The 25913-nt window shown below is 60.2% G+C and carries 25 protein-coding genes and 2 riboswitches; of the genes, 15 read left to right on the top strand and 10 right to left on the bottom strand.

What is annotated here, in order from left to right; genetic code table 11:
* Positions 1-4 precede the first annotated feature (4 nt).
* The 3 genes from QPJ95_RS08445 to QPJ95_RS08435 form a co-directional block, all read right to left on the bottom strand.
* Positions 5-1345 carry a cytochrome b gene (locus QPJ95_RS08445; RefSeq protein WP_270917368.1) on the bottom strand — a complete coding sequence of 447 codons (1341 nt, stop codon included), beginning with the start codon at positions 1343-1345 and terminating at the stop codon, positions 5-7.
* 11 nt (positions 1346-1356) lie between these two features.
* Entirely contained in the window at positions 1357-1917 is a 561-nt protein-coding gene (gene petA / locus QPJ95_RS08440; RefSeq protein WP_270917367.1) for a ubiquinol-cytochrome c reductase iron-sulfur subunit, read from the bottom strand.
* 212 nt (positions 1918-2129) lie between these two features.
* Positions 2130-2732: a glutathione S-transferase gene (locus tag QPJ95_RS08435; RefSeq protein WP_270917366.1), complete on the bottom strand. Its 603-nt coding sequence runs from the start codon at positions 2730-2732 to the stop codon at positions 2130-2132.
* A gap of 146 nt (positions 2733-2878) precedes the next feature.
* On the opposite strand from QPJ95_RS08435, the gene QPJ95_RS08430 reads away from it, so the two are divergent.
* A complete protein-coding gene (locus tag QPJ95_RS08430; RefSeq protein WP_270917365.1) occupies positions 2879-3475 on the top strand; it encodes a LysE family translocator in 597 nt (198 codons plus the stop codon).
* A gap of 36 nt (positions 3476-3511) precedes the next feature.
* A riboswitch (FMN riboswitch) is annotated at positions 3512-3659 on the top strand.
* 80 nt (positions 3660-3739) lie between these two features.
* The gene (locus QPJ95_RS08425) at positions 3740-4180 is read left to right on the top strand and encodes a 6,7-dimethyl-8-ribityllumazine synthase (RefSeq protein ID WP_270917364.1); all 441 of its coding nucleotides are present in this window, start codon (positions 3740-3742) and stop codon (positions 4178-4180) included.
* A 48-nt stretch (positions 4181-4228) separates the two neighbouring features.
* On the opposite strand, the gene QPJ95_RS08420 is transcribed toward QPJ95_RS08425, so the two are convergent.
* From QPJ95_RS08420 to thiB, 3 genes are read right to left on the bottom strand one after another with little or no spacing between them, the layout of a single operon-like run.
* Complete coding sequence (locus tag QPJ95_RS08420) at positions 4229-4921, bottom strand: thiamine ABC transporter ATP-binding protein (RefSeq protein ID WP_270917363.1); 693 nt, start codon at positions 4919-4921, stop codon at positions 4229-4231.
* Positions 4908-6464, bottom strand: a complete 1557-nt coding sequence (locus QPJ95_RS08415; RefSeq protein WP_270917362.1) for a thiamine/thiamine pyrophosphate ABC transporter permease ThiP — start codon at positions 6462-6464, stop codon at positions 4908-4910. The genes QPJ95_RS08420 and QPJ95_RS08415 overlap by 14 nt, the downstream gene beginning before the upstream one ends.
* Positions 6440-7417: a thiamine ABC transporter substrate binding subunit gene (thiB, locus tag QPJ95_RS08410; protein ID WP_270917361.1), complete on the bottom strand. Its 978-nt coding sequence runs from the start codon at positions 7415-7417 to the stop codon at positions 6440-6442. Before thiB ends, QPJ95_RS08415 begins: the two co-directional genes overlap by 25 nt.
* Before the next feature lie 31 nt (positions 7418-7448).
* Positions 7449-7543, bottom strand: a riboswitch (TPP riboswitch).
* A 256-nt stretch (positions 7544-7799) separates the two neighbouring features.
* Between thiB and QPJ95_RS08405 the strand changes: the two genes are divergently transcribed.
* The 3 genes from QPJ95_RS08405 to QPJ95_RS08395 all read left to right on the top strand — a co-directional run bounded on the left by QPJ95_RS08405 (position 7800) and on the right by QPJ95_RS08395 (position 10809).
* Positions 7800-8585 (top strand): hypothetical protein, encoded by a 786-nt coding sequence (locus QPJ95_RS08405; protein ID WP_270917360.1) that lies wholly within the window; start codon positions 7800-7802, stop codon positions 8583-8585.
* Between the two features lie 173 nt (positions 8586-8758).
* Positions 8759-9862, top strand: coding sequence for a chorismate synthase (gene aroC, locus QPJ95_RS08400; protein WP_270917359.1), 1104 nt, complete (start codon positions 8759-8761; stop codon positions 9860-9862).
* Positions 9863-9864: 2 nt separating this feature from the next.
* A complete protein-coding gene (locus QPJ95_RS08395; protein WP_270917358.1) occupies positions 9865-10809 on the top strand; it encodes an AEC family transporter in 945 nt (314 codons plus the stop codon).
* 13 nt (positions 10810-10822) lie between these two features.
* Here QPJ95_RS08395 and QPJ95_RS08390 read toward each other — a convergent pair whose 3' ends face one another.
* The gene (locus tag QPJ95_RS08390; RefSeq protein WP_270917357.1) at positions 10823-11239 is read right to left on the bottom strand and encodes a MerR family transcriptional regulator; all 417 of its coding nucleotides are present in this window, start codon (positions 11237-11239) and stop codon (positions 10823-10825) included.
* Between the two features lie 72 nt (positions 11240-11311).
* Here QPJ95_RS08390 and QPJ95_RS08385 point away from each other — a divergent pair, with 72 nt between their 5' ends.
* Together QPJ95_RS08385 and QPJ95_RS08380 are read left to right on the top strand one after the other, a co-directional pair.
* On the top strand, positions 11312-11938 hold the full coding sequence (locus tag QPJ95_RS08385) for a cation transporter (RefSeq protein ID WP_270917356.1): 627 nt from the start codon (positions 11312-11314) through the stop codon (positions 11936-11938).
* A 118-nt stretch (positions 11939-12056) separates the two neighbouring features.
* Complete coding sequence (locus QPJ95_RS08380) at positions 12057-12998, top strand: DMT family transporter (protein WP_270917355.1); 942 nt, start codon at positions 12057-12059, stop codon at positions 12996-12998.
* 75 nt (positions 12999-13073) lie between these two features.
* Here the strand turns inward: QPJ95_RS08380 and QPJ95_RS08375 are convergent, their stop codons facing one another.
* Positions 13074-13940, bottom strand: coding sequence for a branched-chain amino acid aminotransferase (locus QPJ95_RS08375; RefSeq protein ID WP_270917354.1), 867 nt, complete (start codon positions 13938-13940; stop codon positions 13074-13076).
* Positions 13941-14099: 159 nt separating this feature from the next.
* Between QPJ95_RS08375 and QPJ95_RS08370 the strand changes: the two genes are divergently transcribed.
* The 6 genes from QPJ95_RS08370 (at position 14100) to dxs (ending at position 19461) form a co-directional block, all read left to right on the top strand.
* Complete coding sequence (locus QPJ95_RS08370; protein WP_270917353.1) at positions 14100-14612, top strand: MarR family winged helix-turn-helix transcriptional regulator; 513 nt, start codon at positions 14100-14102, stop codon at positions 14610-14612.
* Positions 14609-15310 (top strand): response regulator, encoded by a 702-nt coding sequence (locus tag QPJ95_RS08365; protein ID WP_270917352.1) that lies wholly within the window; start codon positions 14609-14611, stop codon positions 15308-15310. Before QPJ95_RS08370 ends, QPJ95_RS08365 begins: the two co-directional genes overlap by 4 nt.
* 133 nt (positions 15311-15443) lie before the next feature.
* The gene (locus QPJ95_RS08360; protein ID WP_270917351.1) at positions 15444-16370 is read left to right on the top strand and encodes a histone deacetylase family protein; all 927 of its coding nucleotides are present in this window, start codon (positions 15444-15446) and stop codon (positions 16368-16370) included.
* Positions 16367-16609, top strand: coding sequence for an exodeoxyribonuclease VII small subunit (locus tag QPJ95_RS08355; protein WP_270917350.1), 243 nt, complete (start codon positions 16367-16369; stop codon positions 16607-16609). The genes QPJ95_RS08360 and QPJ95_RS08355 overlap by 4 nt, the downstream gene beginning before the upstream one ends.
* A gap of 49 nt (positions 16610-16658) precedes the next feature.
* Positions 16659-17498 (top strand): polyprenyl synthetase family protein, encoded by an 840-nt coding sequence (locus QPJ95_RS08350; RefSeq protein ID WP_270917521.1) that lies wholly within the window; start codon positions 16659-16661, stop codon positions 17496-17498.
* 22 nt (positions 17499-17520) lie between these two features.
* Positions 17521-19461, top strand: a complete 1941-nt coding sequence (gene dxs / locus QPJ95_RS08345) for a 1-deoxy-D-xylulose-5-phosphate synthase (RefSeq protein ID WP_270917349.1) — start codon at positions 17521-17523, stop codon at positions 19459-19461.
* Positions 19462-19531: 70 nt separating this feature from the next.
* Here dxs and QPJ95_RS08340 read toward each other — a convergent pair whose 3' ends face one another.
* Both QPJ95_RS08340 and QPJ95_RS08335 read right to left on the bottom strand, forming a co-directional pair.
* Positions 19532-20401, bottom strand: a complete 870-nt coding sequence (locus QPJ95_RS08340) for an SDR family oxidoreductase (RefSeq protein ID WP_270917348.1) — start codon at positions 20399-20401, stop codon at positions 19532-19534.
* 66 nt (positions 20402-20467) lie between these two features.
* Positions 20468-22372 carry an aminoglycoside phosphotransferase family protein gene (locus tag QPJ95_RS08335; protein WP_270917347.1) on the bottom strand — a complete coding sequence of 635 codons (1905 nt, stop codon included), beginning with the start codon at positions 22370-22372 and terminating at the stop codon, positions 20468-20470.
* A 218-nt stretch (positions 22373-22590) separates the two neighbouring features.
* Here QPJ95_RS08335 and ade point away from each other — a divergent pair, with 218 nt between their 5' ends.
* Together ade and QPJ95_RS08325 are read left to right on the top strand one after the other, a co-directional pair.
* Complete coding sequence (ade, locus tag QPJ95_RS08330) at positions 22591-24393, top strand: adenine deaminase (protein WP_270917346.1); 1803 nt, start codon at positions 22591-22593, stop codon at positions 24391-24393.
* Positions 24390-25856: an AMP nucleosidase gene (locus QPJ95_RS08325; RefSeq protein ID WP_270917345.1), complete on the top strand. Its 1467-nt coding sequence runs from the start codon at positions 24390-24392 to the stop codon at positions 25854-25856. The genes ade and QPJ95_RS08325 overlap by 4 nt, the downstream gene beginning before the upstream one ends.
* Positions 25857-25913: the final 57 nt, after the last annotated feature.

The following is a 25913-nucleotide window of genomic DNA, read 5'->3' as shown; positions in this document are numbered from 1 at the left end:
TTTCTTATTCAGCCGCTGTGGCATCAGTCGAAGCATCGTCCGATTTGCCATAGTGCGCGTTGAAGTCATCTTCGATGGTGTCAGGCGTAGCGACTGGCTTTTCGATCACACCCAGAAGCGGCAGGATCACCAGGAAGTAGCCAAACCAGTAAGCCGAGGCGATCAGTGCGAAGGAGGCATAGGGCTCCTCGGCGGGTTTTGCGCCCAGCCAGGTCAGGACAAAGAAGTCGACGACCAGTAGCAGGAACCACCACTTGAACATTGGCCGGTACAGACCCGAACGCACGCGGCTGGTGTCCAGCCATGGTGCCAGAGCCATCACAGCGATAGCGCCAAACATCGCCATCACACCAAAGAACTTAGCGTCGATGATGCCACCGGTGATGAAAGAGGTGAACTGAACCACCCAGACTTCGGCAGTGAAGGCCCGCAGGATTGCGTAGAACGGCAGGAAGTACCACTCGGGAACGATGTGGGCTGGGGTGACCAGCGGGTTCGCCTCGATGTAGTTATCCGGTTCGCCCAGCATGTTTGGCAGGAAGCCAACAATCGCCCAGAAGATCACCAGCACAATTGCGAGACCGAGGAAATCCTTGATCACGAAGTAAGGCCAGAACGGCAGGGTGTCTTTCTTGACTTCTTCTTTCGACCCTTTGCGCACATCAACACCGGTTGGGTTGTTGTTGCCCGTGGTGTGGAAGGCCCAGATGTGCACGATAACCAGCGCCGCGATGATAAACGGCAGCAGATAGTGCAGCGAGAAGAAGCGGTTCAGTGTGGCGTTGCCCACTGCAGGTCCGCCCAGCAGCCAAGTTTGCAGCGCTTCACCGATAAAGGGAATTGCACCAAACAGGCCGGTGATCACGGTGGCCCCCCAGAAGGACATCTGGCCCCAGGGCAGAACATAGCCCATGAAACCGGCGCCCATCATCATCAGGAAGATCAGCATGCCGACGATCCAGGTGATTTCACGTGGTGCCTTGTAAGAGCCGTAGAACAAGCCGCGGAAGATGTGGATATAGACGGCGACAAAGAACAGCGAGGCGCCGTTGGCGTGCAGATACCGCAGCATATAGCCGCCGTTGACGTCGCGCATGATGTGTTCAACGCTGGCAAAGGCCAGGTCCACATGCGGCGTGTAATGCATCGCCAGGATAATACCGGTGACAATTTGCAGCACCAGGCAGAACGCCAGTACAATGCCCCAGATCCACCACCAGTTGAGGTTCTTGGGGGTGGGAATCATAATTGTGTCATACAGCAACCCAACAATTGGCAGGCGGCTGTGCAGCCACTTTTCGGCACCAGTTTTGGGTTCGTAATGATCGTGCGGAATTCCGGACATACGTCGCTTCCTTATCCCAGTTTGATCGTTGTTGCGTCGAGGAACTCGGCCATGGGAACCGGCAGGTTCTCAGGCGCGGGACCTTTGCGGATACGACCGGCAGTGTCGTAGTGCGATCCGTGGCAGGGGCAGAACCAGCCTTCGAAATCGCCAGCGCCGTCACCCAATGGCACACAGCCAAGGTGGGTACAGACACCCATCATCACCAGCCATTCGCCAGCGTCATCCATGGTCCGGTTTTCATCCGAAGCATCCAGGCCAGGCTTGTTGGCGTTGCGGACCAGCTGATCTGGCAGATCGTCCAGTACCACGGCGCGCGCCTTGTCGATCTCTTCCTGGCTGCGGCGGCGAATGAACACCGGCTTGCCCAGGAACATGACCCGCAACTGCGTGCCAACTTCGACGCCGCTGATGTCGACGGTAATCGACGACAGGGCTTTTACGTCCGCCGAGGGATTCATCTGATTGACCAGCGGCCAGACTGCGGCCCCTGTAACGACGACACCGGCACCGCCGGTGGCATAGTAGAGGAAGTCTCTCCGGGTGCCTTCGTTGTCTTCTGCGTGGGACACGAGGTTTTCTCCAATTCCAGCGCCCGTTTCGGGCAAACATGCGCATGCTACCGCGAAAATTCGTGGTGGCTCAGGCGGGTATCTACCGAGGAGAATGGCTTACGTCCAGCGGTCAAAGCCGCGCATAAGGCCGCATGGACCTTTTTTCTGGCAGGCGGCGCTCGCAAAGCAAGTCACATATAGGGGGCGCCGCCCGATTTTCAAGAGTTTGGTTACCCGGCAGGAGGCTGGGTTGCCAGCATGCTGGGCCGCGATTCGAAATCAGCGAACCAATCCGCAAGCGCCTCGTTGCCGTGACGCCAGTTGCTGTCTGGCTGACGGAAATCAACATAACCCAAGGCACAGCCGACGGCGATGTGACCGATATCCAGCGGCCCCTTCAGGTGGCTGATCCAGCGCGCATTCAGCGCCGCACAGGCGCCCAGAACCTTGCCCATCTGCGCTGCTTCCCAATCGTCCCACTGTTTGTCCAGCGGGCGCATCCGGCGTTCATAGACGGCTGACACGGCGGCATCCATGATGCCATCTGCGGTTGCTTCCAGCACTTTGCTGTCCCAGCCGCCAGCGTAGAGCCCGCTGCCCGCTCGGTCATCCAGATAGGCACAGATCACCCGACTGTCATACAGCGCTGGACCATCATCACGGACCAGCGCCGGGATCTTGGCCAATGGATTGGCGGTTTTTGCATCGTCGGCGGGCGATAGCGGTGTGGTGGCCACCGGCTGGATCTCAACATCGTCCAACTGGCCAGTTTCATGCAAAAGCACCATTACCTTGCGCACAAAGGGCGAGGTCGGGGCGTAAATCAGTTTCATGATATTCTCCTCTTTGTTGCACCTTAGGTATCGGACCCACAAAGAAAAGGCGGAAATGACCGCGCCGTGTCCGGCTTTGCGCAGGAAACGGGTCGCGCCCATGGGGCTGCGGCAGTTATGGGTCGGCCATTCAACAGGATGCCCCCATGACCCAGATCAGCCTCGCACTCATCGTGTTTCTGTTTCCCCTCGCCTACAGCCCCGGCCCCGGCAATATGTTCTTTGCCGCCAATGGCGCCCGTTTTGGGCTGATGGCGACCCTAAGGGCGAATTTAGGCTATCATCTGGCAACATGGCTGGTGACGCTGGCCATTGGGCTGGGCTTTGTGACGGCACTGGACCGCTACCCCAATGGCTTTTTAATCCTGAAGGCCGCCGGGTCGCTCTATGTTCTGTGGCTGGCGTGGAAACTGTTCCGGTCGGGCATCTTGCAGGACAGTGAGACCGCCCGCCCTGCCAGCTTTTGGGATGGCGCTACCTTGCTGGTGCTAAACCCCAAGGCCTATGTGATCATTGCGCTGATGTTCACCCAGTTTCTGCCCAAGAGCGATACCACCAAGATGATTGCGGTGCTGCTGATCACCACTGTGTTTACCCTGAACAATTTCATCGCCTTTCTGGTCTGGACGCTGATTGGTGACCAGATCGCCAGCCGGTTTAGGTCGCCAGACAGCGCCAGGCGGCTGAACACTCTGTTTGGCGCCATGCTGGCGCTGGTGGCCCTGTGGATGCTGGTGAATTGAGCCCCTTGCAAAGCGCAGCTAGTTTTGCCAATGTCCGCGCGTTCTCAGGGCGGGGCGAGATTCCCCACCGGCGGTAAGCAGGTCTATCCTGTAAGCCCGCGAGCGGCCCCAGTTAAACGGGGTGTCAGCAGATCTGGTGAGACTCCAGAGCCGACGGTCATAGTCCGGATGGAAGAGAACGTGCGATTTTGGGCTTGGGGAAACCTGCGCGCTCAATCGTTCGTTATCGCCTTGGGTGACGTGTCAGTAACCAAGGAGAGACCCATGACACCCACCCGCTATGCCTTTATCAAGGCGCAATGGCATGCCGATATCGTCGACCGCGCGCTCGACGGTTTTTTACAGCTTATCCCAGCAGATCAGGTTGACGTCTATGACGTGCCCGGTGCCTTTGAGATGCCGCTGCTGGCCCGCGATCTGGCGGCAACCGGACGCTATGGCGCCGTGACCTGCGCCGCCTTTGTCGTCGATGGCGGCATTTACCGGCATGATTTTGTCGCTCAGGCGGTGGTTGACGGATTGATGCGCGCCGGACTGGACACCGGGGTGCCGGTGCTGTCGGTGTCACTGACGCCGCATCACTATCAGGAAACCGATCACCACAACGCCATCTACCGCGAGCATTTTGTCGAAAAAGGCCGTGAGGCAGCAAATGCTGCGCTGATGATCAGCAAAACACGATCTGAGGTGCGCCAAGCGGCCTAGTGATCTGGGCTGCATCTGCCTGTATAGGTGCAGCCCGACGCAAGACCCCTAGCCTAAATAGGCCTTTAGCGCCGGCGGTGGATTGTCCAGCAGCGATGCGGTGTCCATTGGCGGATGCGCCTGCCCGTCAGCGACCAGCACCACCTGATCGGCAATCCGGCGGGCATCATTGGGGTCGTGGCTGACCATCAGCAGGGTGGCGCCACTCTCACCCACCAGTTCTGCCACCAGATCCAGCATCTCGGCCTTCAGGGCCGGCCCAAGTGCGGCAAAAGGCTCGTCCAGCAGCAGCAGATCCCGCCCCTGCACCAGCACCCGCGCCAGCGCCACCCGGCTTTGCTGCCCCCCCGACAGCGCGGCGGGTTTGCGGTCGGCCATACTATCCAACCCAACCCGGACCAAAGCGGCCTGCACCTGGGCACGCTGCGACGCATCCAGCCGTAGATTGGCGCGGATACCCAGGCCCACGTTCTGCGCCACGGTCAGATGGGGAAACAGATTGCCATCCTGAAACAGCATCGCCACCGGGCGCTTGCCCGGCTCGATCTGCGCCAGCGCGGCTTCACTCCAAAACATAGCCCCACGGCGCAGCGGGCGAAACCCGGCCACAGCCTCAATCAGGGTGGACTTGCCCGCGCCGGAGGGACCGATCACCGCAACCCGGCTGCCGGTGGCGATGGTCAGGTCGGCGTGCAAAGAGAAGCCGCCGTTCTCGATCAGACAGTTCTCAAGCCTCAGCATGCCAGCGGCCTCCACGATCCAAAATCCAAAACGCCGCCATCGACAGCGCCAGCAGCAGTAGCGCCGCCCCGGCCGCTGCCTCCATCCGGTAGGCGCCCATCAAGCGGTAAACCTGCAGTGGCAGGGTGGCAAATTCGGGGTCGGCGAACAGGGCAATCACCCCGAGGTCGCCCATCGACAGCGCCGCCGCCAGTCCAGCGGCAAAGCCAATCTGCGGGCGCATCCGTGGCAGCAGCACCCGCCAGACAAAGGCCAAGCCTCGCATATCAAGCGACAGCGCCAGGCGGCCATAACGCCCCACCACGGCCCGCGCCCGAGGCACCAGTATGCGCAGCGCAAAAGGCAACGCCATCACCGCATTGACCAGCGCCGTCACCGGCAGCGCCAGCGCAAACGGATCGGCAATGGGGTAGATCACGATGAACAGCCCGGTGCCGATCACTAGGGGCGAGGCCGCGAGGCCCAGGATGCCCGCCACCTCGATCATACCGCCGCGGCCCAGCGCCACGGCGGTGGCCATCGGTAGAGCCAGCAGTAGCAACACAACCGTGCTCAGCGCCGCCACCATGATCGAATTCAGCGCCGCCATCCAGACCGCCCCGGTCAAGGTCAGTATCCCCGGCAGCCCCGCCAGCACGATGGCCGACAAAGGGAGCAGCAGGAACCCGGCAGCCAGCACAATCCACAGCCCATCCACAAGACGCGCCGCAGCAGTGCTGCCATCCCAGCGTTGCAATGGGCGGTCCAGCCCGGTGCCAAACCCCTCACCCGCCGCGACCCTGACCGCCACCAGCGCCGCCGCGCCGGTCAGGATCAGTTGCAGGCCCGACAGCAGCGCGGCGCGGCCAAGGTCAAAGTCAAACCGAAACGCCTGATAGATTGCCAGCTCGATGGTGGTGGCCCGTGGCCCGCCACCCAGGGTCAGCGCCACCGCAAAGCTGGACAGGCAGATGGCAAACACCACCGCCAAAGCGCCGGGCACAATACGTTTCAGCATCGGATATTCCAACAGCTGCCGCATCGCCCGCGCATCGGCGCCCAGTTGCGCCGCCAGCCGGAACCGTTCGGCGGGGATTTCCTGCCAGCCCTGCAACACCAGCCGGGTTGCCAGTGGCAGGTTGAAAAACACATGTGCCAGAACCACACCGTGCAACCCGTAGATCTGCACCGGCTCCAGCCCCAGCAGCGCCAGCCCGCTGCTAAACCAGCCTGCCCGACCAAACACTGTCAACAGACCGAGGATCGCAACAATAACCGGCAGGATGAACGGCGCGCCCAGCAGTGATATCAGCAGCCGGCGACCCCTAAAGCGGCGCCGTGCCAGGGCGCGTGCAACCGGGATCGCCAGCGCCACACTCAGCCCTGCCGACAGGCAAGCCTGGATCAGGGTGAAGCGCAACGCCGCCCAATCACTGCTGCCCAAGCCGCGACCGGGTTCGGCGCGCAGGGCGACAGCCGCCAGAGTCCCAAGGATCAGCGCTGCCACCAAAATGGCGGCGCCAATCCCCAGTCTCGGGCTTACTGGCTGAGCGCAGTCAGCCATTCGTCCAATGCAACATCCCGAAGGGAGGCCGCCTCGTCTTCACTCAGCAGCAGTGATTTGCCCGGCTGCACCAGGGTTTCAAAACCAGCAGGCAGGCCCGCCGCAGGGGTCACCGCCGGATACATCCAGTTGGTGGTCGGGATGATCGACTGGAACGCATCGGAGACCATGAAGTCCAGGAACTGATCGGCCAGCTCGGGCTGATCACTGGCGGCCAGCTTACCGGCAACCTCAACCTGCACGTAATGCCCTTCGTCAAACAGCGCCGCAGCCTTGGAGGCGTCCTCCTCGGCGATCAGGTGATAGGCTGGCGAAGTGGTATAAGACAGCACCATGTCGGCCTCGCCCTCCAAGAACAGCCCATAGGCTTCGGACCAGCCTTTGGTGACGGTGACGATATTGTCCGACAGATCAGCCCAGATCGCCGGTGCATCGTCACCATAAGCCGCCTTGACCCACATCAGCAGGCCCAGACCAGGGGTGGAGGAGCGTGGATCCTGAATGACGATTTTCGCGTCACTTGCGGCAAGATCCTTGAAATTTGCAGGTGCGGCCGCATCGGCGTTATGCACAAATGAGAAATAGCCCCAGTCATAGGGCGCAAAGGTTTTGTCGTTCCACTCGATCGGCAACGTGTAGTCGGCGCTCACCGCATGGTCGGCAAACAGACCTGTTGCCTTGGCGGCGGCGGTCAGATTGGTATCCAGCCCCAGAACCACATCGGCATCCGAACGTGCGCCTTCCAGCCTGATCCGCGCCAGCAGGGCGGCGCCATCGCCGGCCCCGACCAGTTTCAAATCACAGCCACAGATCTTTTCAAAGGCCTCTTCCACCGCCGGGCCGGGGCCCCAATCGGAAACAAAGCTGTCATAGGTATAAACGGTCAGTTCGGGCACGTCGGCATTTGCCGCTGTGGTGCTCAACAGTCCCGCTGCAAGTACAAGATACTTCATGGCATCCTCCATTGCGGCGTTGGGCAAGGGGGATGTGTTCCCAGACCTTCCCTCCGCCGGTGTTAGCCGGTTCAGGTTCAACGGGTTTGATCTCAGCAGGTCTGACCTGCACCCCGAGGTGGGGCGAGACCTAGGCGGCATGGGGCATAAAGGCAAGCGGGATCACACGACAGACCACAAGACTTTGCCACCGGGCCGGACGGGGCCGTGACGGGGCAAAACCGCTTGGGTTTCGGTGATGGGGCGCAAGGGTCAGCCTCCGGATCGCCAAAACGGCGGATCTCAAACCGGGGAGAAAAAAATTGATGGTGGGGAATTCAATAGCTTGCCAATGATGTCCATACATCCTAATTGCCGTGGAGCAAAAAATTAAGAAAGCTCAATGATTAACAAGACCTTACTGGCTGTTGCCATCATCGGTTCCTCCAGTGGCCTTAGCGCCGCTGAGTTCAATGGCGCCGAGTTTACACTTGGTTACAGCCGCCTGTCCGAGGGTGGTTATTCTCTCAACACCAATGATCTCGGCGCATCTGGCAGCCTGTCATTCGGCGAAACATTCGTGCTGGATGGCGGTATTGCCTATTCCCGCGTGGGGTCTGGTTCGGATGATTTAGACCTGACCGTTCTGTCACTGTCTGGCGACTACACGGGCTTTGAAAATGCAACCGCCGGTGCGTTCCTGGATGTCTCCCGCCTGTCTGGTGATGGGGGTTCCTATGGGATTTATCACTACGGTGTGCAGGGAAGCTACAACGTTCAGAATGTTGTCTTCAGCGGATACCTGGGCCGCGGCGATTCAAGCGATATGGGTCTGAAAAGCACAGTTGGTGGCGTGACCGCCAACTACGCTTTTGCCAACGGGCTCGACATAGGCGCATATTTTGACCGTGAATACATTGATGACATTTTCGGCCTCAGCGACTATGGTGTTTCCTTTGGCTATGACCTGTCGGCAAATACCCCAGTCCCAGCATATCTGAATGCCAGCTTTGGACGGTATGAACTTGACGGCTACCCCAGGGATCAAATGCGCCTGTCGCTGACTGTTCCGCTGGGCCGCGAAGCCAGCAAGGGCCGCAAGCCCCTACACGGCCACTCGACCTTTTCGACTGTTATTGGCTCTTTGATGGGCGCTCTGACGATGGACCCTCCGCCCCCCCCCCCTTAATCCCGGTCCTTTCTTCAAAAACCATTTCCCCCGGCTTTCGGATGACCGCTTCTGTTCTTTCAGGAGCGGCCATTTTTTTGTGCAGGGTCCAGACTAGAATCGGAGGGTCAGCCAATACCCCTTGAGACAGCAGCGCAGCGAGGCTAAGCACGTCGGACAAAGGAGCCTGCCCCATGTCGATGAATAGCTTTGGCCATCTCTTCCGTTTCACCACCTGGGGCGAAAGCCACGGCCCGGCGCTGGGGGCCACGGTTGACGGATGCCCGCCCAATGTGCCGCTGGAGCCGGACATGCTGCAGGCATGGCTGGACAAGCGCCGCCCCGGTCAGAACAAGAACATGACCCAGCGCAACGAGCCCGATGCGGTGAAAATCCTGTCGGGGGTGTTTGAGGGCAAGACAACCGGCACCCCGATCCAGCTGATGATCGAAAACACCGACCAGCGCTCCAAGGATTATGGCGATATCGCCAATACCTTTCGGCCCGGCCACGCCGATATCACCTATTACCAGAAATACGGCAACCGCGACTATCGCGGTGGCGGCCGCAGCTCGGCCCGTGAAACAGCAGCCCGGGTTGCGGCTGGCGGGATTGCCCGCGAGGCAATCAAAGCCCTGATCCCCGGACTGGAGATCAAGGGCTATATGGTGGCGATGGGAGAGATGGAGATCGACCGCTCGCGGTTCGACTGGGACGCCATCGACAAAAACGATTTCTGGATCCCCGATGCGGCTGCGGTGCAGGGTTGGGAGGATTATCTGCAAGATCTGCGCAAGGACCATGATTCTGTCGGTGCCATTGTCGAGATTGTAGCCCGCGGCGTGCCTGCCGGCATCGGTGCGCCGATCTATAGCAAGCTCGACACTGAACTGGCGGCAGCGATGATGTCGATCAACGCTGTCAAAGGCGTCGAGATTGGCGAAGGCATGAATGCCGCGCGGCTGAAGGGCTCAGAAAACGCCGATGAAATCTTTCGTGGCAACGATGGCTCACCGGTCTATTCCTCGAACCATTCGGGCGGCATCCTGGGCGGGATCTCCAGCGGTCAGGACATTGTGGTGCGGTTTGCCGTCAAGCCAACCTCGTCGATCCTGACCCCGCGCCAGTCGATCCGCAAGGACGGCTCCTCGGCCGAGGTGATCACCAAGGGCCGCCACGACCCCTGCGTCGGCATCCGCGCGGTGCCGGTGGGAGAGGCGATGATGGCCTGTGTCATTCTGGACCATCTGTTGTTGCACCGGGGACAGATCGGCGAAAACCAAGGGGTAATCGGCTAGTCATGGCAACCATTCTGGCGATTACGTTCCCGATCTATGCCACCATCGGATTGGGCTACCTGATTGTCTATAAGGGATGGTTCAGCGCCGCTGAAATGCGCAGTTTCGGGCAATATGTGATGAATATTGCCCTGCCGGCGCTGCTGTTCAATGCGGTATCGTCGCGCGACATAAGCGACATATTTCAACCGGATTACATGCTGGTCTATGGCCTCGGCGGGCTGGCGACCATTGGGTTTTCCTATGCGCTGTTCAGCCTGGGAAACCTCGACCCAAAGCGGCGAGCACTTGGGGTCATGGGATCGACCTGCCCAAACAGTGCCTTCATCGGATTTCCAATCATGCTGTTGCTGTTTCCCGATCTGGCCAGCAGCGTCCTGACCCTGAACTTTCTGGTCGAAACCCTGCTGTTGGTTCCGATCTGCCTGGTGCTGATGGAGCTGGCCGACAGCGACAACACCCAGCCGGCGTACCAACAGTTTGGCACTGCCCTGCTGAAACTGCTCCGTATGCCGCTGATGATCGGTCTGTTGCTTGGGCTGGCGGCGTCGCTGATTGATCTGTCACTGCCCGCCCCGGTTGGCCGGTTTATCCAAATGCTGGCGGCCTCGGCCGGAGCGCTGTCACTGGTGGTCATCGGAGGGTCACTGGTTGGGCTGCCACTGCATGGCAACCGAAGTCTGGCGGCGCAGATCACCGGCATCAAACTCATTCTGCATCCGGCTCTGGTGGGGCTTGCGGTGATCATTCTGACGTTCTTTGGGCTGATCCAGCTTAGCCCGGAGATGCGCAGCGCGGTGATCATATCGGCCGCGATGCCAATGTTTGGCTCTTATACGGTGTTTGCCCAGAAGCTGAAACTGCAGGGGGCGGCCAGCCTTGCAGTGCTGGGCGCCACCACAGGCGCCTTTGTCACGCTCAGCCTGTTTCTACTCTGGCTGACCTGAGCCACGCCACAGTCTAGTCATGGGCGCTGGTGCATTGGCTGTGATCGCCCAGCGCCGTCAGCACCCGACACTGGCCACCGTTGCCACCGTCACACAGGTGACTGATCCGCTCCAGTTCAGTCGCCAATTGTTGCAGCTTGGCAATTCGGGCCTGAACATTGACCAACTGGCTGGCCGCAATACGGTCGGCCTCGGCGCAATCTGTGCCCAGATCGCCATTCAGCCGCATCAGAGCCCGGATATCGTCCAGCCCAAAACCCAGATCTCGGGCGTGTTTGATGAACCCCAATGTCTCTTTGCCGTGCTGATCATAGCGCCGCTGATTGCCCGCATTGCGCCCCGGAGCACGCAGCAAACCGATGTCTTCGTAATAGCGGATGGTCGGCACCTTAACCCCGGTGGCCTTGGACATTGCGCCAATGGAATACATTATTAAACCTCTTGAACCTCTAGGGACTAGAGCAATTACATTGACCTCGAATCAGACAAAAGGACAAGTGAAATGGCAGGATGCTGCGGCCATAACGCCCAATTTGATGGGGTTTCGGCGGATTATAAACGAAGGTTATGGCTGGTGATCGCCATCAATGCGGCCATGTTTGGGGTCGAGATGAGTGCCGGTCAGATGTCCGGCAGTCAGGCGCTCAAGGCGGATGCGCTGGATTTTCTCGGCGACGCGCTGACCTATGGTATTTCGCTGGCGGTGATCGGCGCCACCCTGCGCACCCGCTCGCTGGCCGCGATGGGCAAGGGCATCAGCCTGCTGCTGATGGGGCTGTGGGTGTTTGGCTCCACCGTCTATTCGGTGTTCTACATTGGGGTGCCGCAGGCGCAGATCATGGGCTCGATTGGCTTTATGGCACTCACCGCCAACCTTGCCTCGGTGATGATTCTAGCGCGCTACAAAGACGGTGACGCCAATGTGCGGTCGGTCTGGCTGTGTTCGCGCAATGACGCCATCGGCAACGTCGCGGTGATGATCGCGGCGCTGGGGGTCTGGGGCACCGCCTCTGGCTGGCCGGACCTGATAGTGGCCGGTATCATGGCTGGATTGTTCCTCAGTTCCGCCTTCCAAATTCTGCTGCAAGCGCTCAGGGAACAAAAGACAGAGGCCGCTCACGCCCATTAATCAGGCTCTAATAAGGTGATATCGTATATCAGAAGGGATCAATGGGATGAGCAGGCCCGGCTTATCGGGGTGAATTCAGCCCATTGATCTTTGCCGCCGCGGGGCGCAGGGTCGCGGCATGGTAAAATCGTTAACATCGCATCGACCACTGCTGGCCGTTGGCCTTAAGGTCGCCGCCATCGGGCTGTTCACCACCATGGCAGCGATCATCAAAGCCACCGCCGAACATGTCACCGCCGGTGAGGCGGTTTTCTTTCGGTCGCTGTTTGCTATTCCGATCATCGTGATCTGGCTGATGATGCGCGGGGAGTTGCGCCACGGGCTGATTGCGAAAAACCCTATGGGCCATGTCTGGCGCGGGGTGCTGGGGACATCTGCGATGGGCCTGACCTTTACCGGGTTGGGGATGCTGCCGCTGCCCGAAGTCACCGCAATCGGATTTGCAACACCCATTTTCACCCTGATCCTGGCGGCGGTGTTTCTCGGCGAGACCATCCGCCTGATCCGCATCAGCGCCGTTATCGTTGGTCTGGCCGGGGTGCTGGTGATGATCTGGCCACGGCTAAGCGGCGGAGTGGACACCGGCGACACCGCCACGCTGGGCGCTATTTTGATCCTGATTGCCACCATCGCGCGGGCCATGGTGCAGATCCATATCCGGCAATTGGTGCAGACCGAGCACACCGCCGCCATCGTGTTCTATTTTTCGATCACCGCCACCGGCCTGTCGCTGCTGACCCTGCCGTTTGGCTGGCAGGTGCCAAACTGGACCGTTCTTTCGATGCTGGTTGCCAGCGGATTTATCGGTGGAGTGGCGCAGATCCTGGTGACCTCGTCTTACCGCTTTGCCCCGGCGTCAATGCTGGCACCCTATGATTATGCCTCGATGCTGTTTGCCATCATCATCGGCTATGTCTGGTTCGCCGAGCTGCCAACTCTGGTGATGCTGGCCGGCGCCACATTGGTCATTGCGGGCAATGGGCTGGTGATCTGGCGCGAAAGCCGTCTGGGAGTGGTGCGTGGCAAAGCCCGGCCAATGATCGACCCCAAGGGGGGATAATCGGCTCTAATAAGGCCTAATGCAAAACGGGCACCACACCGGGCGCCCGTTTTCTATCTCTATTTCGACCAGGAATCAGGCCCGAACCAAAGCCTCGTAGGCCTCGGCGATCTCGCGGGTCAGGGTGCCAACCTCAAACATATACTCACCGATCTGCCCCACCGGGGTAACCTCGGCGGCGGTGCCGGTCAGCCAGCACTGCTCAAACCCGGCCATTTCCTCGGGCATGATGTGACGCTCGTGTACGGTGATGCCACGATCCTTGAGCATACCAATCACCGTCTGACGGGTGATGCCGTTGAGAAAGCAATCCGGCAGCGGTGTGTGCACTTCGCCGTCTTTGACGAAGAAGATATTGGCGCCGGTCGCCTCGGCCACATAGCCGCGGTAATCCATGAACAGAGCATCCGAGCAGCCCTTGGCCTCGGCCTTGTGCTTGGAGATGGTGCAGATCATGTAGAGACCCGCCGCCTTGGCGTGGACCGGAATGGTCGCCGGGCTGGGCCGTTGGTATTCAGCGATATCCAATTTGGCACCCTGCATTTTGGCGTCACCGTAATAGGCCCCCCAACCCCAAACCGCGATCGCCATGCGCACCGGGTTCTTGGCCGAGGCAACACCCATGTCCTCGCCGGAACCACGCCAGACCAATGCACGCACATATGCGTCCTGCAGCCCGCTGGCCTTCAGCGCCTCTTCCTTGGCCGCCTCGATCTGATCAACACTGTACGGCATCGGCATATCCAGCGCCTCGGCAGATTTGATCAACCGTTCCGAATGCAGCCGACTTTTGAAGATCTTACCGTTATAGGCGCGCTCGCCCTCAAAAACCGAGGAGGCATAATGCATAGCATGAGACAGCACATGCACCTGTGCGTCGCGCCACGGAACCATTTCGCCATCCAACCAGATCACGCCATCGCGATCATCATATCCCGACATGCTGTATCCTCCTAAGCACCATCATCTTTTCATTTATTGCGCCAATAATGACCGTATCGGACAGATTATTGCGCCAAAACTTAGATTCGATACCTCTTCACCCTTGGAATGTCAATAACGCTGACTTAAACTGGCGCAGCTGAGTTAAGGAGGCATATCATGTCGGACGGACGTTCAGGTCAGAGTTTTAGCGGCGAAAGCCTGCTTTTTCTAACTGACGAGCAGCTGCGGCAAGGGATTGAGGCGATGTTTTTTGCCTATCGCGGATTTACCGCCGACCCGGATCGCATTCTGTCAGAAATGGCCTATGGCCGCGCCCATCACCGCGCTGTCCATTTCATCAACCGCGCACCGGGCACCACGGTCAACAATCTGCTGACCATTCTGGGCGTCACCAAACAATCGCTGAACCGCGTCCTGCGGACATTGATCGGCGACGGGCTGGTCGAAAGCCGGGTGGGGACAGTTGATAAGCGCGAGCGGCATCTGTTCCTCACCGAACACGGGCATGCGCTTGAGGCCACCCTGTCGGACGCCCAGCGGGCGCGGATGCGGTCGGCCTATAAGGACGCAGGCCCAGAAGCGGTGCAGGGGTTCAAGCGGGTGCTGGAGGCGATGATGGATGCTGATATGCGCCGCGCCTATGGCAAAATGAGGGACACAGGGTCATGAGCCAGTTTGATGCCCATCTGTTGATTGTCGACGACGACGAGCGCATTCGCGATCTGCTGAAGAAGTTTCTGATGCGGGCCGGGTTTCTGGTCACCGCCGCCCGGGACGCCGCCCATGCGCGCCGAGTGCTTGCCGGATTGGATTTTGACCTGATTGTGATGGATGTAATGATGCCCGGCGAAGACGGGGTGTCCCTGACAAAACACCTGCGCGAAACCCGCAGCACGCCGATCATGTTGCTGACCGCGCGGGGGGACATCGAACATCGCATTGCCGGGCTGGAAGCCGGGGCGGACGACTACCTGTCCAAGCCGTTTGAGCCCAAAGAGCTATTGCTCAGAATCAACGCCATCCTGCGGCGGATGCCGGAAACTCCGGCCCGCGAAGCGGCGCCCAAAGTTCTGCATCTGGGGCCAATCCGCTATGATATGGACCGGGGAGAGATGTGGCGAGGCGATGAGTTGATCCGTTTGACCGGCACTGAAAGCCAGCTGATGAAGATATTCTCGGCCTGCCCCGGCGAACCGGTCAGCCGCTCTAAGCTGGTCGAAGATCTGGGCCGCGATCGGGGGCAGGCGCAGGAACGTGCGGTGGATGTGCAGATCACCCGCCTGCGCCGCAAGATCGAGCCGAACCCAAAACAGCCGCAATATCTGCAAACGGTGCGCGGTGCGGGGTATATGCTGGCCCCTGACTAAGTTTTGCAAAACCGGTCTCTCGGGCGATGCCCCGGACATCGGGAAACCGATGGGGCGCCTCGGCGAACGCCGCCTTGCGGCCTGTGCGGCTGGCGTCCTAAGGTCATGCCAAACATCCATTGAGTGAGTGCCCATGACCACAGCCCTGATCACCCATGCCGATTGCCTGACCCATGTAACCCCCGAAGGCCACCCCGAGCGGGTGGCCCGGCTGGAACACGTCCTGCACGCATTGGAACCGCTGGATCTGTTGCGGGTCGGGGCGCCGATGGCAGCCGAGGATGACATCCTGCGCATCCATCCGGCATCTTATGTGGCGGAGCTCCGCAAGGCCCGACCAAATGAGGGCTTTGGCCAGCTGGACGGAGACACGTTTCTGTCGCCCGGTTCGCTGGACGCCGCATTCAGGGGCGCCGGCGCCGTGCTGCGCGGCGTCGATATGGTGCTGAGCGGCGAGGCGCAGAACGTCTTTGCCGCCATCCGCCCGCCGGGGCATCACGCCGAAAGGGACACCGCCATGGGGTTTTGCCTGTTTGGCAACGCAGCGCTGGCGGCAAAACATGCGCTGGATCACCACGGGCTAAGCCGGGTGGCGGTGGTTGATTTTGATGTTCACCACGGCAATGGCACTCAGGATCTTCTGTGGGATGAAAAACGCGCGCTGCTGATCACCTCGCAGCAAATGCCGCTGTGGCCCGGATCTGGCCGCGCGGACGAGGATGGCGCCTTTGGCAACATCCTCAATATGCCGCTGCCACCTGAAAGTGGCGGAGTTGAAATGCGGGCGGCCTATCAGACCCAGGCCTTCCCGCGGCTGCGCGCCTTTAAACCCGAGTTGATCATCCTTTCGGCTGGCTTTGACGCCCACCGCGACGACCCTCTGGCCAACCTGAACTGGACGACCCAGGATTTCGCCTGGCTGACCGCCGAACTCTGTGCCCTTGCGCAGGATTTATGCGGCGGCCGTATCGTCTCGACTTTGGAAGGCGGGTATGATCTGAACGCGCTGAGCAGTGCCTGCAAGGCACACGTAGACGAATTGATAAAGGCATCGGCATGACCCAGACACCCGTTGAAGACATGAGCTTTGAGCTGGCGATGAAAGAGCTGGAAACCGTGGTGAGCAAACTGGAACGCGGTGACGTGGCACTGGATGCCTCGATTGCATTGTACGAACGGGGCGCGCTGTTGAAGAAACGCTGCGAGGACGAGCTGAAGCGGGCCGAGGAAAAGGTCGCGGCGATCACCCTGGACGCAGGCGGCACCGCAACCGGCACCACGCCGCTGGACGCGGGTTAAGACATTGGCCACCACAACTGCCGTCAAACCCCGGCCCTTTGCCGCGGCAATGGCCCGAACTCAGGATCTGATCTCTAACCGTGTGGACTGGGTTCTGGCGGGCGAAGACACATTGTCGGATGCGATGCGCTATGCCCTGACCGGCGGCAAGATGCTGCGTGGGTTTCTGGTTCTGGAGAGCGCCCGGCTGCACGGGGTCGATGAACAGGTGGCGCTGGACGCCGCACTGGCCATCGAATGCCTGCACGCCTATTCGCTGGTGCATGACGACCTGCCCTGCATGGATAATGACGACCTGCGCCGTGGCATGCCAACCCTGCACCGCCAATGGGACGAAGGCCTAGCCGTTCTGGCTGGCGACGCCCTGCAGTCGCTGGCGTTTGAGCTGCTGGCGGATGCAAAATTTGGGCCGCATGCGCTGGACTTGATCCGGGCGCTGGCACAGGCCGCCGGCAAAGAGGGCATGGTTTCAGGGCAGATGCTGGATATCGCCGCCGAATCCAGCCCCGAACCGCTGACTCTGGCGCAGATCATCCAGCTACAGAGCCGCAAGACCGGCTGCCTGATCTCGTGGTCTGCCATGGCCGGGGCGGTAATTGCCGGTGCCGACACCACGCCGTTGCGGCATTATGCCGATGCCCTCGGCCTTGCCTTTCAGATCGCCGATGACATTTTGGATGTTGAGGGCGACGCCGAAACGGTGGGCAAACGGGTGCGCAAAGATGCCGCGGCCGGTAAGGCCACGTTTGTCTCTCTGTTAGGGCTAGAGGCCGCCAAGGCCCGCGCCGTTGAACTCTGCGATCAGGCCTGCGCCGCGCTGGATGTTTACGGGGATCAGGGCGACACCTTGCGCGAAGCGGCCCGGTTCGTTATTTCGCGCGACAGCTAATTGCCGCCAAGGGAGGCGCCGCATGCCCGACCAGACCACAGATAGACCAAACACCCCGTTGCTGGATCAGATCAACCGCCCGGCGGACCTGAAAACGCTGAGCGATAGCCAGCTGACCCAGCTGGCCAGCGAATTGCGCTCGGAGACCATTTCGGCGGTCTCTGTCACCGGCGGCCATCTGGGCGCCGGTCTGGGCGTGGTCGAGCTGACAGTGGCGCTGCACGCTGTGTTTGACACCCCACGGGACAAGCTGATCTGGGACGTGTCGCACCAGTGTTATCCGCACAAGATCCTCACCGAACGCCGCGACCGCATCCGCACCCTGCGCACCAAGGGCGGCTTGTCGGGTTTCACCAAACGCTCGGAATCACCCTATGATCCCTTTGGCGCCGCCCATAGCTCGACCTCGATCAGCGCCGCATTGGGGTTCTCGGTGGCGCGGGATCTGGGCGGCGTGCTGCCCGAAGGTCAGGGCGACGCGATTGCGGTGATTGGCGATGGGGCGATGTCGGCAGGCATGGCGTTTGAGGCGATGAACAACGCCGGCCATCTGGACAAGCGGCTGTTTGTCATCCTCAACGACAATGAGATGAGCATTGCACCACCGGTGGGCGCCCTGTCGTCTTATCTGTCGCGGCTCTATGCCGAAGAACCGTTTCAAGAGCTGAAGGCCGCTGCCAAAGGCGCAGTGTCGCTGCTGCCGGAACCGTTCCGCCAGGGCGCCAAGCGCGCCAAGGACCTGCTGAAAGGCATAGCGGTGGGCGGCACTCTGTTTGAATCCTTTGGCTTCTCATATCTGGGGCCGATCGACGGTCACGATCTGGACCAGTTGCTGCCGGTCCTGCGCACGGTCAAGGCCCGCGCCACCGGCCCGGTGCTGATCCATGTGCTGACCAAAAAGGGCAAGGGATACGCCCCCGCCGAAGCCGCCCGCGACAAGGGCCACGCCACTGCCAAGTTTGATGTGGTCACCGGCGAGCAGAAAAAGACTCCGTCCAACGCGCCCAGCTATACCGGCGTGTTTGGCGACGAACTGGTGAAACATGCCGCCAGAGATGACAAGATCTGTGCGGTCACAGCCGCAATGCCGGATGGCACCGGGCTGAACCTGTTTGCCGAGCGTTATCCGTCGCGCTGTTTTGATGTGGGCATTGCCGAACAACACGGTGTCACCTTTGCCGCAGCACTGGCGGCGGGCGGCATGAAGCCGTTCTGCGCGATGTATTCGACCTTCCTGCAACGGGGCTACGACCAAGTGGTGCATGACGTTGCCATTCAGCGGCTGCCGGTGCGTTTCGCGATTGACCGGGCTGGTCTGGTGGGCGCCGATGGGGCCACCCATGCGGGCAGCTTTGACATCGGCTTCATGGCCAACCTGCCGGGCATGGTGGTGATGGCCGCCGCAGATGAGGGCGAGCTGGTGCATATGATTGCCACCGCCGCCGCCCATGACGACGGCCCGATTGCGTTCCGTTATCCGCGCGGCGAAGGCGAAGGCGTCGAAATGCCGGATGTGCCGCAGTTGCTGGAGATCGGCAAGGGTCGGATGATCCAGACCGGCGCGCGGGTGGCGCTGCTGTCGTTCGGTACCCGCTTGGGCGAGACCCGCAAGGCCGCCGAAGCACTGACCGCCAGAGGCATCACCCCGACCATCGCCGACGCCCGCTTTGCCAAACCGCTGGACCGCGAGATGATTCTGGATCTGGCCGCCAATCACGAGGCGCTGATCACCATTGAAGAAGGTGCTGTGGGCGGCTTTGGATCACACGTGGCGCAACTGCTGGCGGATGAGGGCGTGTTTGATGCGGGGCTGAAATACCGCTCCATGGTGCTGCCGGATATCTTTATCGACCAGGCCAGCCCCGAGGACATGTACCGGGTGGCCGGCATGGACGCGGCGCAGATCGAAGCCAAGGTGCTAGAGGTGCTGGGCGTGGCAAGTATTGGTGAAAAGCGGGCTTAAACCCCTGTCATAGGGTCTATCCAGCGCGGGCAGGTCGCTGCCGGACTGCTGGATAGACCGTCGTCGGCCCTCACAAGGCCGGTGGATCGGCCGGGGGGATAAATCTCTCCATGTCCTCGGCCTCGAACACTGCCTTTAGCCCGCTGCGATAGTCTGGGTATTGCAGCTTCACCCCCAGCTCCTGCTTGATCAGGGCATTGCTGACCCGCTTATTCTCGCTGTAGAAACTGCGCGCCATTGGCGTCATCGCCGCCTCTTCAAACGGCACTTCGGGCGGCATCGCCAAGCCCAACAGTTCAGCGGCATAGCTGAGCACGTCCTGCGGCGGCACCGGGACATCGTCACAGACATTGTAGATCACGCCGGGGTTGGGCTGGGCGATAGAGGCTGCCAGCACCTGGGCGATATCCTCCACATGAATGCGCGAGAACACCTGACCTGGCTTGATAATCAGCCGCGCCTTGCCCGTCATCAGCTTGGCAAACGGTCCCCGACCCGGCCCGTAGATGCCCGCCAGGCGAAAGATATGCAGCGGCAATCCGTCGATGGACTGCCAGTCCGCTTCTGCCTGCGCCCGCCATTTGCCCCGGTTGGCAGCCGGAGTAATCGGCGTGGTCTCATCCACCCAACCGCCGTCGTGATCGCCGTAGACCACCGTGGTTGACAGATAACCGACCCATTCCAGATCCTTGGCGGCGGCGATCTTGTCACGCAGACTGTCCAGCACCAGATCACCATCAGCGTTAGGGGCGATGGAGGACAGGATATGGGTCACACCGTCCAGCGACAGCTCGTCCCCCGGCCAAGTCAGCATCTCTATGCCATCCTCGGCCGCAGCCTCGCGAGAGGTTCCGATCACCCGCCAGCCATCAGCCGGCAGCTGCCGCGCCAAGGCGCGGGCCGAGTATCCATATCCAAGGCAGAGCAGTGTTTTTGTCATGGCGGTTTCATTCTGTGGCTGTGTTCTGGCTAGAAGGGGCGAATCTGGTCTTAGGCTACCGGGACATCAAACTGGCCAGCCAAATTGTCGTAATCGGTGACAAATCCGGATTTGACTGTCCGATGCCTCAATATTGATCGCTTGATGCCAATACCAGTGCAGATAAGCAGCAAAATCGGGCAAGTCGCACTGCGCCGCATCAAAAGCCGCCGCAACACCCAGATCGGCAACATTTGTCACGATGTGATGAAAATCAATCTGCGCAAACAGCACCGAAGCCTTGCCAAAGAACCCGGCATGAAAGGCGGCGCTTGAGTTTTGCGTCACCACAAGATTACAGTCGGCCAAAGCCTTGGCCATCGGCATTTCGACAAGTTGAAAACGGCTGTTTTGCTGTTGCAATGCGCTCACCGCGTCGAGCTCGGCCTGCGAATAGGTCTCGTTTGGGTGCAGGGTGGCAAGGATTGGCAAATTTGACTGCTGCAGGGTTGTCTCGATCATCTCTACCGGCGAACAGCACTGAAACGAGCGGCAGCTCAGCAGTTTGCCCTGCAATGGCATATAGATATAGCCCTGCTTGCTGGACGGCACCGCGATATCGCCATGAAGCTGTTGGCGCCAATGGGCAAAGAACGCATCGATATCACCCCGGGGAGTTTCATCCGGGGTGAAGACCTGCCGCGCAATCTGCCAGTTCCACCGCGCGCCGCTTTTATCAATCTGCCAGAACGGCCCGCCATAACAGTTGCGAAAGCTCAGCCCGCGCGCATTCAGCGGCGCCTCCATATGCACCAGAGAATACGCCTGCCCCCGGGCCGCGCTCTCTTTGGCCTGCGCCGTGTTGAGCAATAGCTCGACCCGCATCCCGGCCTGTTGGGCCACCGCAGAAACCGCGTTCACAATCTCATGGTCGCCATCTTCGGCGCGGGTCAGGCTGCGTTTGGTCAGATAGAACCGCGCCACATCCGGGGTGTTTTGGGTCTTGGTGTCGACATAGGCATTTCGGGCGATCGGGCGCAGCTGTTCCAGAAACCGCTGTTTACCGTGGCTCCGGTCGCGGCGGCGCTTTGGCACCAGCTTCAATTCTGACATCAGGCTGCTGAACAAAAGGAACCCAAGGCTGGGGTCATCAGATCCGGTCAGCTTGTAGCCGTCAAAAAACGCCTCGACCGCATCCGGTGGCACCACCTGCCCCGGCGGGATATCCTCAGCCGGGCGCATGAAGCGGGTGTAGTCCAGCAGGAATTTTGCAATATCATGCCCCACCGGTGCGGCGCCTGTTTTGGAGAAATCTATGCCGCCGATCGACTGCTCGGATACAATCAGATTGCGCATGTGAAAATCGCCGTGCTGTAGGCAAGACACCGTTTGCTGGCCCTCATACTGGGGCGCGATGGTCTCCATATGGGCGATACCGCGCAGGAACAGCGGTTTGGCGGGAACCTCACGTTGGCCTGACTCAATTTCCGCACGCAATTGGCGCAGATGCCGCAGGGTGAATTTTGGCTGAAATATCCGCCGCTCGTCCAGGTTGGCCCGGTGAAAATCATCCAGCCAAGCGCCGGCCCGTTTCAGCAGCTGCATCTGCGCCGGCAGGTCATCCACGGCGCGCAACATCGGCTCGGCCAGCGGTTCGCCGTCAAGATGGGACAGCAGGCAGGACTGGGTTTCGGCATCCAGATAGATCGGCTGCGGAACGCGGTGCTCGGGCGATTTGGGGAAGCTGTCAAAAACCAATTGATGGGCGTCGAATTGCCGCTTCACTGACCCGTTGTTTGTCGGTCTGAGCTGATGCTTGAAGATATAGCTGCCGCCGTCAGACGACACCGCGCGATAGACAATCCGGGCACTGTGGCGGTCGTCGCGCTTGGACAGCTGCTGCAACGTCCACCCTGTCGCTGGCAAATCGGCTTGATCCAGCAGAGACATCCAGGCCTGCTCGGCCGAGCGTTCAAGTTCTGTCAAAAACATAGTCAGTTTGATGTCCCTGGTTCCAAACTATTGCAAATCACCCGCCGCCGCCCGACGCGGTACCAAATGCCTAACACTCAATGCGGGTGCGAAACAAACAGAGCCGTGTATGGCTGGGCAATGTCACTGTCATCTTCTTGTCATCAAAGAGAGTGTATATGGAACTTCTAAACACGTCAGGGGCTTGCGCTCGGCTCGACAATCATAACAATTGGCACATGACAGACATTGCTTTCCCATCCTGGCCCGACGTCGCCCCCAAACTCATCTCAGTAGCCGCAGGGCGCTCTTTTGCGGATATGGTTATCCGTCAGGGTAAATGGGTCAATGTGCACACCCGCGAGGTGCTGCCCGATCATGACATCGCCATTGTTGCCGGGCGTATCGCCTATGTTGGCCCCGATGCGTCCTATTGCACCGGTCCCGACACCGAAGTGATCGAGGCCAAGGGCCGTTACATGATCCCCGGGTTGTGCGACGCCCATATGCATATCGAGAGCGGCATGCTGACACCGGCGGAATTTGCCCGCGCGGTGATCCCACATGGCACCACCAGCATGTTCACCGACCCGCATGAGATCGCCAATGTGCTGGGGTTAAGGGGCGTGAAATACATGCATGACGAGGCGCTGATGCAGCCGGTCAATATCTTCACCCAAATGCCCTCCTGCGCCCCCTCTGCCCCCGGATTAGAGACAACGGGCTATGAAATTTCCCCCGAGGACGTGGCTGAGGCGATGAGCTGGCCCGGTATTGTGGGCCTTGGTGAGATGATGAATTTCCCCGGTGTCGCCAATGCCGACCCCAAGATGCTGGCCGAGATAGCCGCCACTCAACGGGCTGGAAAGACCGTCGGCGGACACTATGCCTCGCCTGACCTGGGGCCCAATTTTGCAGCCTATGTGGCCGGTGGCCCGGCGGATGACCATGAGGGCACCTGCGAGGCCGACGCCATTGCGCGGGTGCGCCAGGGGATGCGGTCGATGATGCGGCTGGGATCAGCCTGGTATGACGTTGAAACCCAGATCACCGCGGTGACTGAAAAAGGGCTGGATCCGCGCAGTTTCATTCTTTGTACCGATGATTGCCATTCCGGCACGCTGGTCAACGACGGCCATATGAACCGGGTGGTGCGCCATGCCATCGCCTGTGGCTGTGATCCGGTGATTGCACTGCAGATGGCCACCATCAACACCGCCACCCATTTTGGTCTGGAACGCGACATTGGCTCAATCACGCCGGGTCGCCGTGCGGATGTTATCCTGACTTCGGATCTGACAGAGCTGCCGATTGAGCTGGTGATTGCACGCGGGCAGATTGTCGCGGAATCAGGCTCTATCAAGGTCGAATGCCCGCATCTGGACTGGCCCGACAGTGCCCGTGGTACGGTGCATCTGGGGCATGAACTGAGCGCGAAAGACTTTGAGCTTGCGGCGCCCGAAGGGGCCAACGCCGTCACCGTCAATGTCATCGGCGTGGTTGAAAATCAGGCCCCGACCAAGGCGCTCAAGGCGGATCTTCCGGTGCGCGATGGCTTGGTTGAGGGCGACGGCGACACCATCCAGATTGCGCTGGTCGAACGGCACCGCGGCACTGGCGGTGTGACCAATGCCTTTGTCTCGGGCTTTGGCTATCAGGGCAAAATGGCGATGGCATCAACCGTGGCGCATGACAGCCACCACATGATTGTGGTTGGTACTGACCGGGATCAGATGGCACTGGCCGCCAATCGTCTGGCCGAGGTCGGCGGCGGCGTCACCCTGTTCCGCGATGGCCAGGAACTGGCGCTGGTGGAACTGCCCATCGCCGGTCTGATGTCCGACCAGCCCGCCACCGAAGTCGCCGCCAAGGCAGAGGCCCTGGGCGCGGCCATGCAGGCCTGTGGCTGTTCGTTGAACAACGCCTATATGCAGCACTCGCTGCTGGCACTGGTGGTGATCCCCGAGTTGCGGATTTCCGATCTTGGCCTGGTCGACGTGCGCACATTCCAGAAAATTCCAATTATCGAGTCTGTTTCATGATTTCCATATCGTTACCCAAACACCCCGAATCCGAAGATTTCAACGATGCCACAGCGGCGGTCGAGCGGCTGCAATTGCTGTACCGGCAGGCCACCGATTTCCTGTGTGAAGGCTTTGCCAAGGCGATGACCGAAGGCGCGACGGGCGATCAGCGCATCCGCGCCTTTTATCCGGAAATCCGCGTCGCCACTTCCAGCTTTGCCCAGGTCGATAGCCGTCTCAGCTTTGGCCATGTCGCCGCGCCGGGAGAATATGCCACCACGGTGACCCGGCCCGACCTGTTTGAGAACTATCTGATCCAGCAGATTGGCCTGCTGATCCGCAACTATGGCCAACCGATCACCATTGGGGTGTCTGACACCCCGATGCCGGTTCACTTTGCCGTTGCTGCCCGCCCCGGCATGACAATCCCCCATGAAGGGGCGGCTGGTTTCACCCTGCGCGATGTCTTTGATGTGCCGGATCTGGCCACCACCAACGATGATATCGTGAATGGCACCCATAGCCCGACCAACGGAACTGGTCCGCTGGCGCTGTTCACCGCCCAGCGTGTGGATTATTCCCTGGCCCGACTGTCACATTACACCGCCACCGACCCAGAGCATTTCCAGAACCACGTGTTGTTCACCAACTACCAGTTCTACGTGGCTGAGTTTGAATCTTATGCCCGCAGCCAACTGGCAGATCCCGACTCGGGCTACACCAGCTTTGTCAGCACCGGAAATCACCAGATCACCTCGGCCGATGCAAAGATCCCCGAGACCGCCAAACAGCCGCAAATGCCCACCTATCACCTGACCCGCGAAGACGGCAGCGGCATCACCCTGGTCAACATCGGCGTCGGGCCCTCAAATGCCAAGACCGCAACCGACCATATCGCGGTGCTGCGGCCGCATGCCTGGTTGATGGTTGGCCACTGTGCCGGGTTGCGCAACACCCAAGCCCTGGGTGATTTTGTGCTGGCCCATGCCTATCTGCGCGAGGATCACGTGCTGGACGACGACCTGCCGGTCTGGACCCCGATCCCGGCGCTGGCCGAGATCCAGATCGCGCTGGAACAGGCGGTGGAAGAGGTGACCGAGCTAGAGGGCTATGACCTGAAGCGGATCATGCGCACCGGCACCGTCGCCACCATCGACAATCGCAACTGGGAGTTGCGTGACCAATCTGGCCCGGTGCAGCGCCTCAGCCAATCCCGGGCGGTTGCACTGGACATGGAGAGCGCGACAATTGCCGCCAATGGCTATCGGTTTCGGGTTCCATATGGCACCTTGCTATGCGTTTCAGACAAACCGCTGCATGGTGAATTGAAGCTCCCCGGCATGGCCTCTGACTTCTACCGGACCCAAGTGGCGCGCCATTTGATGATCGGAATACGAGCAATGGAAGGCCTGCGCGGCATGCCATTGGAGCGGTTGCACAGCCGAAAACTACGCTCTTTCGACGAAACGGCCTTCCTGTAGGGCTGTTTTCTGCGGAATTCAGCCGAAAATCACTGGTTTTCCCCATATTTCGTTATA

The organism is Parasedimentitalea psychrophila, assembly GCF_030285785.1.
Taxonomy (GTDB): Bacteria; Pseudomonadota; Alphaproteobacteria; order Rhodobacterales; family Rhodobacteraceae; genus Parasedimentitalea; species Parasedimentitalea psychrophila.
The sequence above is the reverse complement of the archived record's forward strand: the minus strand, read 5'-3'. Positions and strand labels throughout refer to the sequence as shown.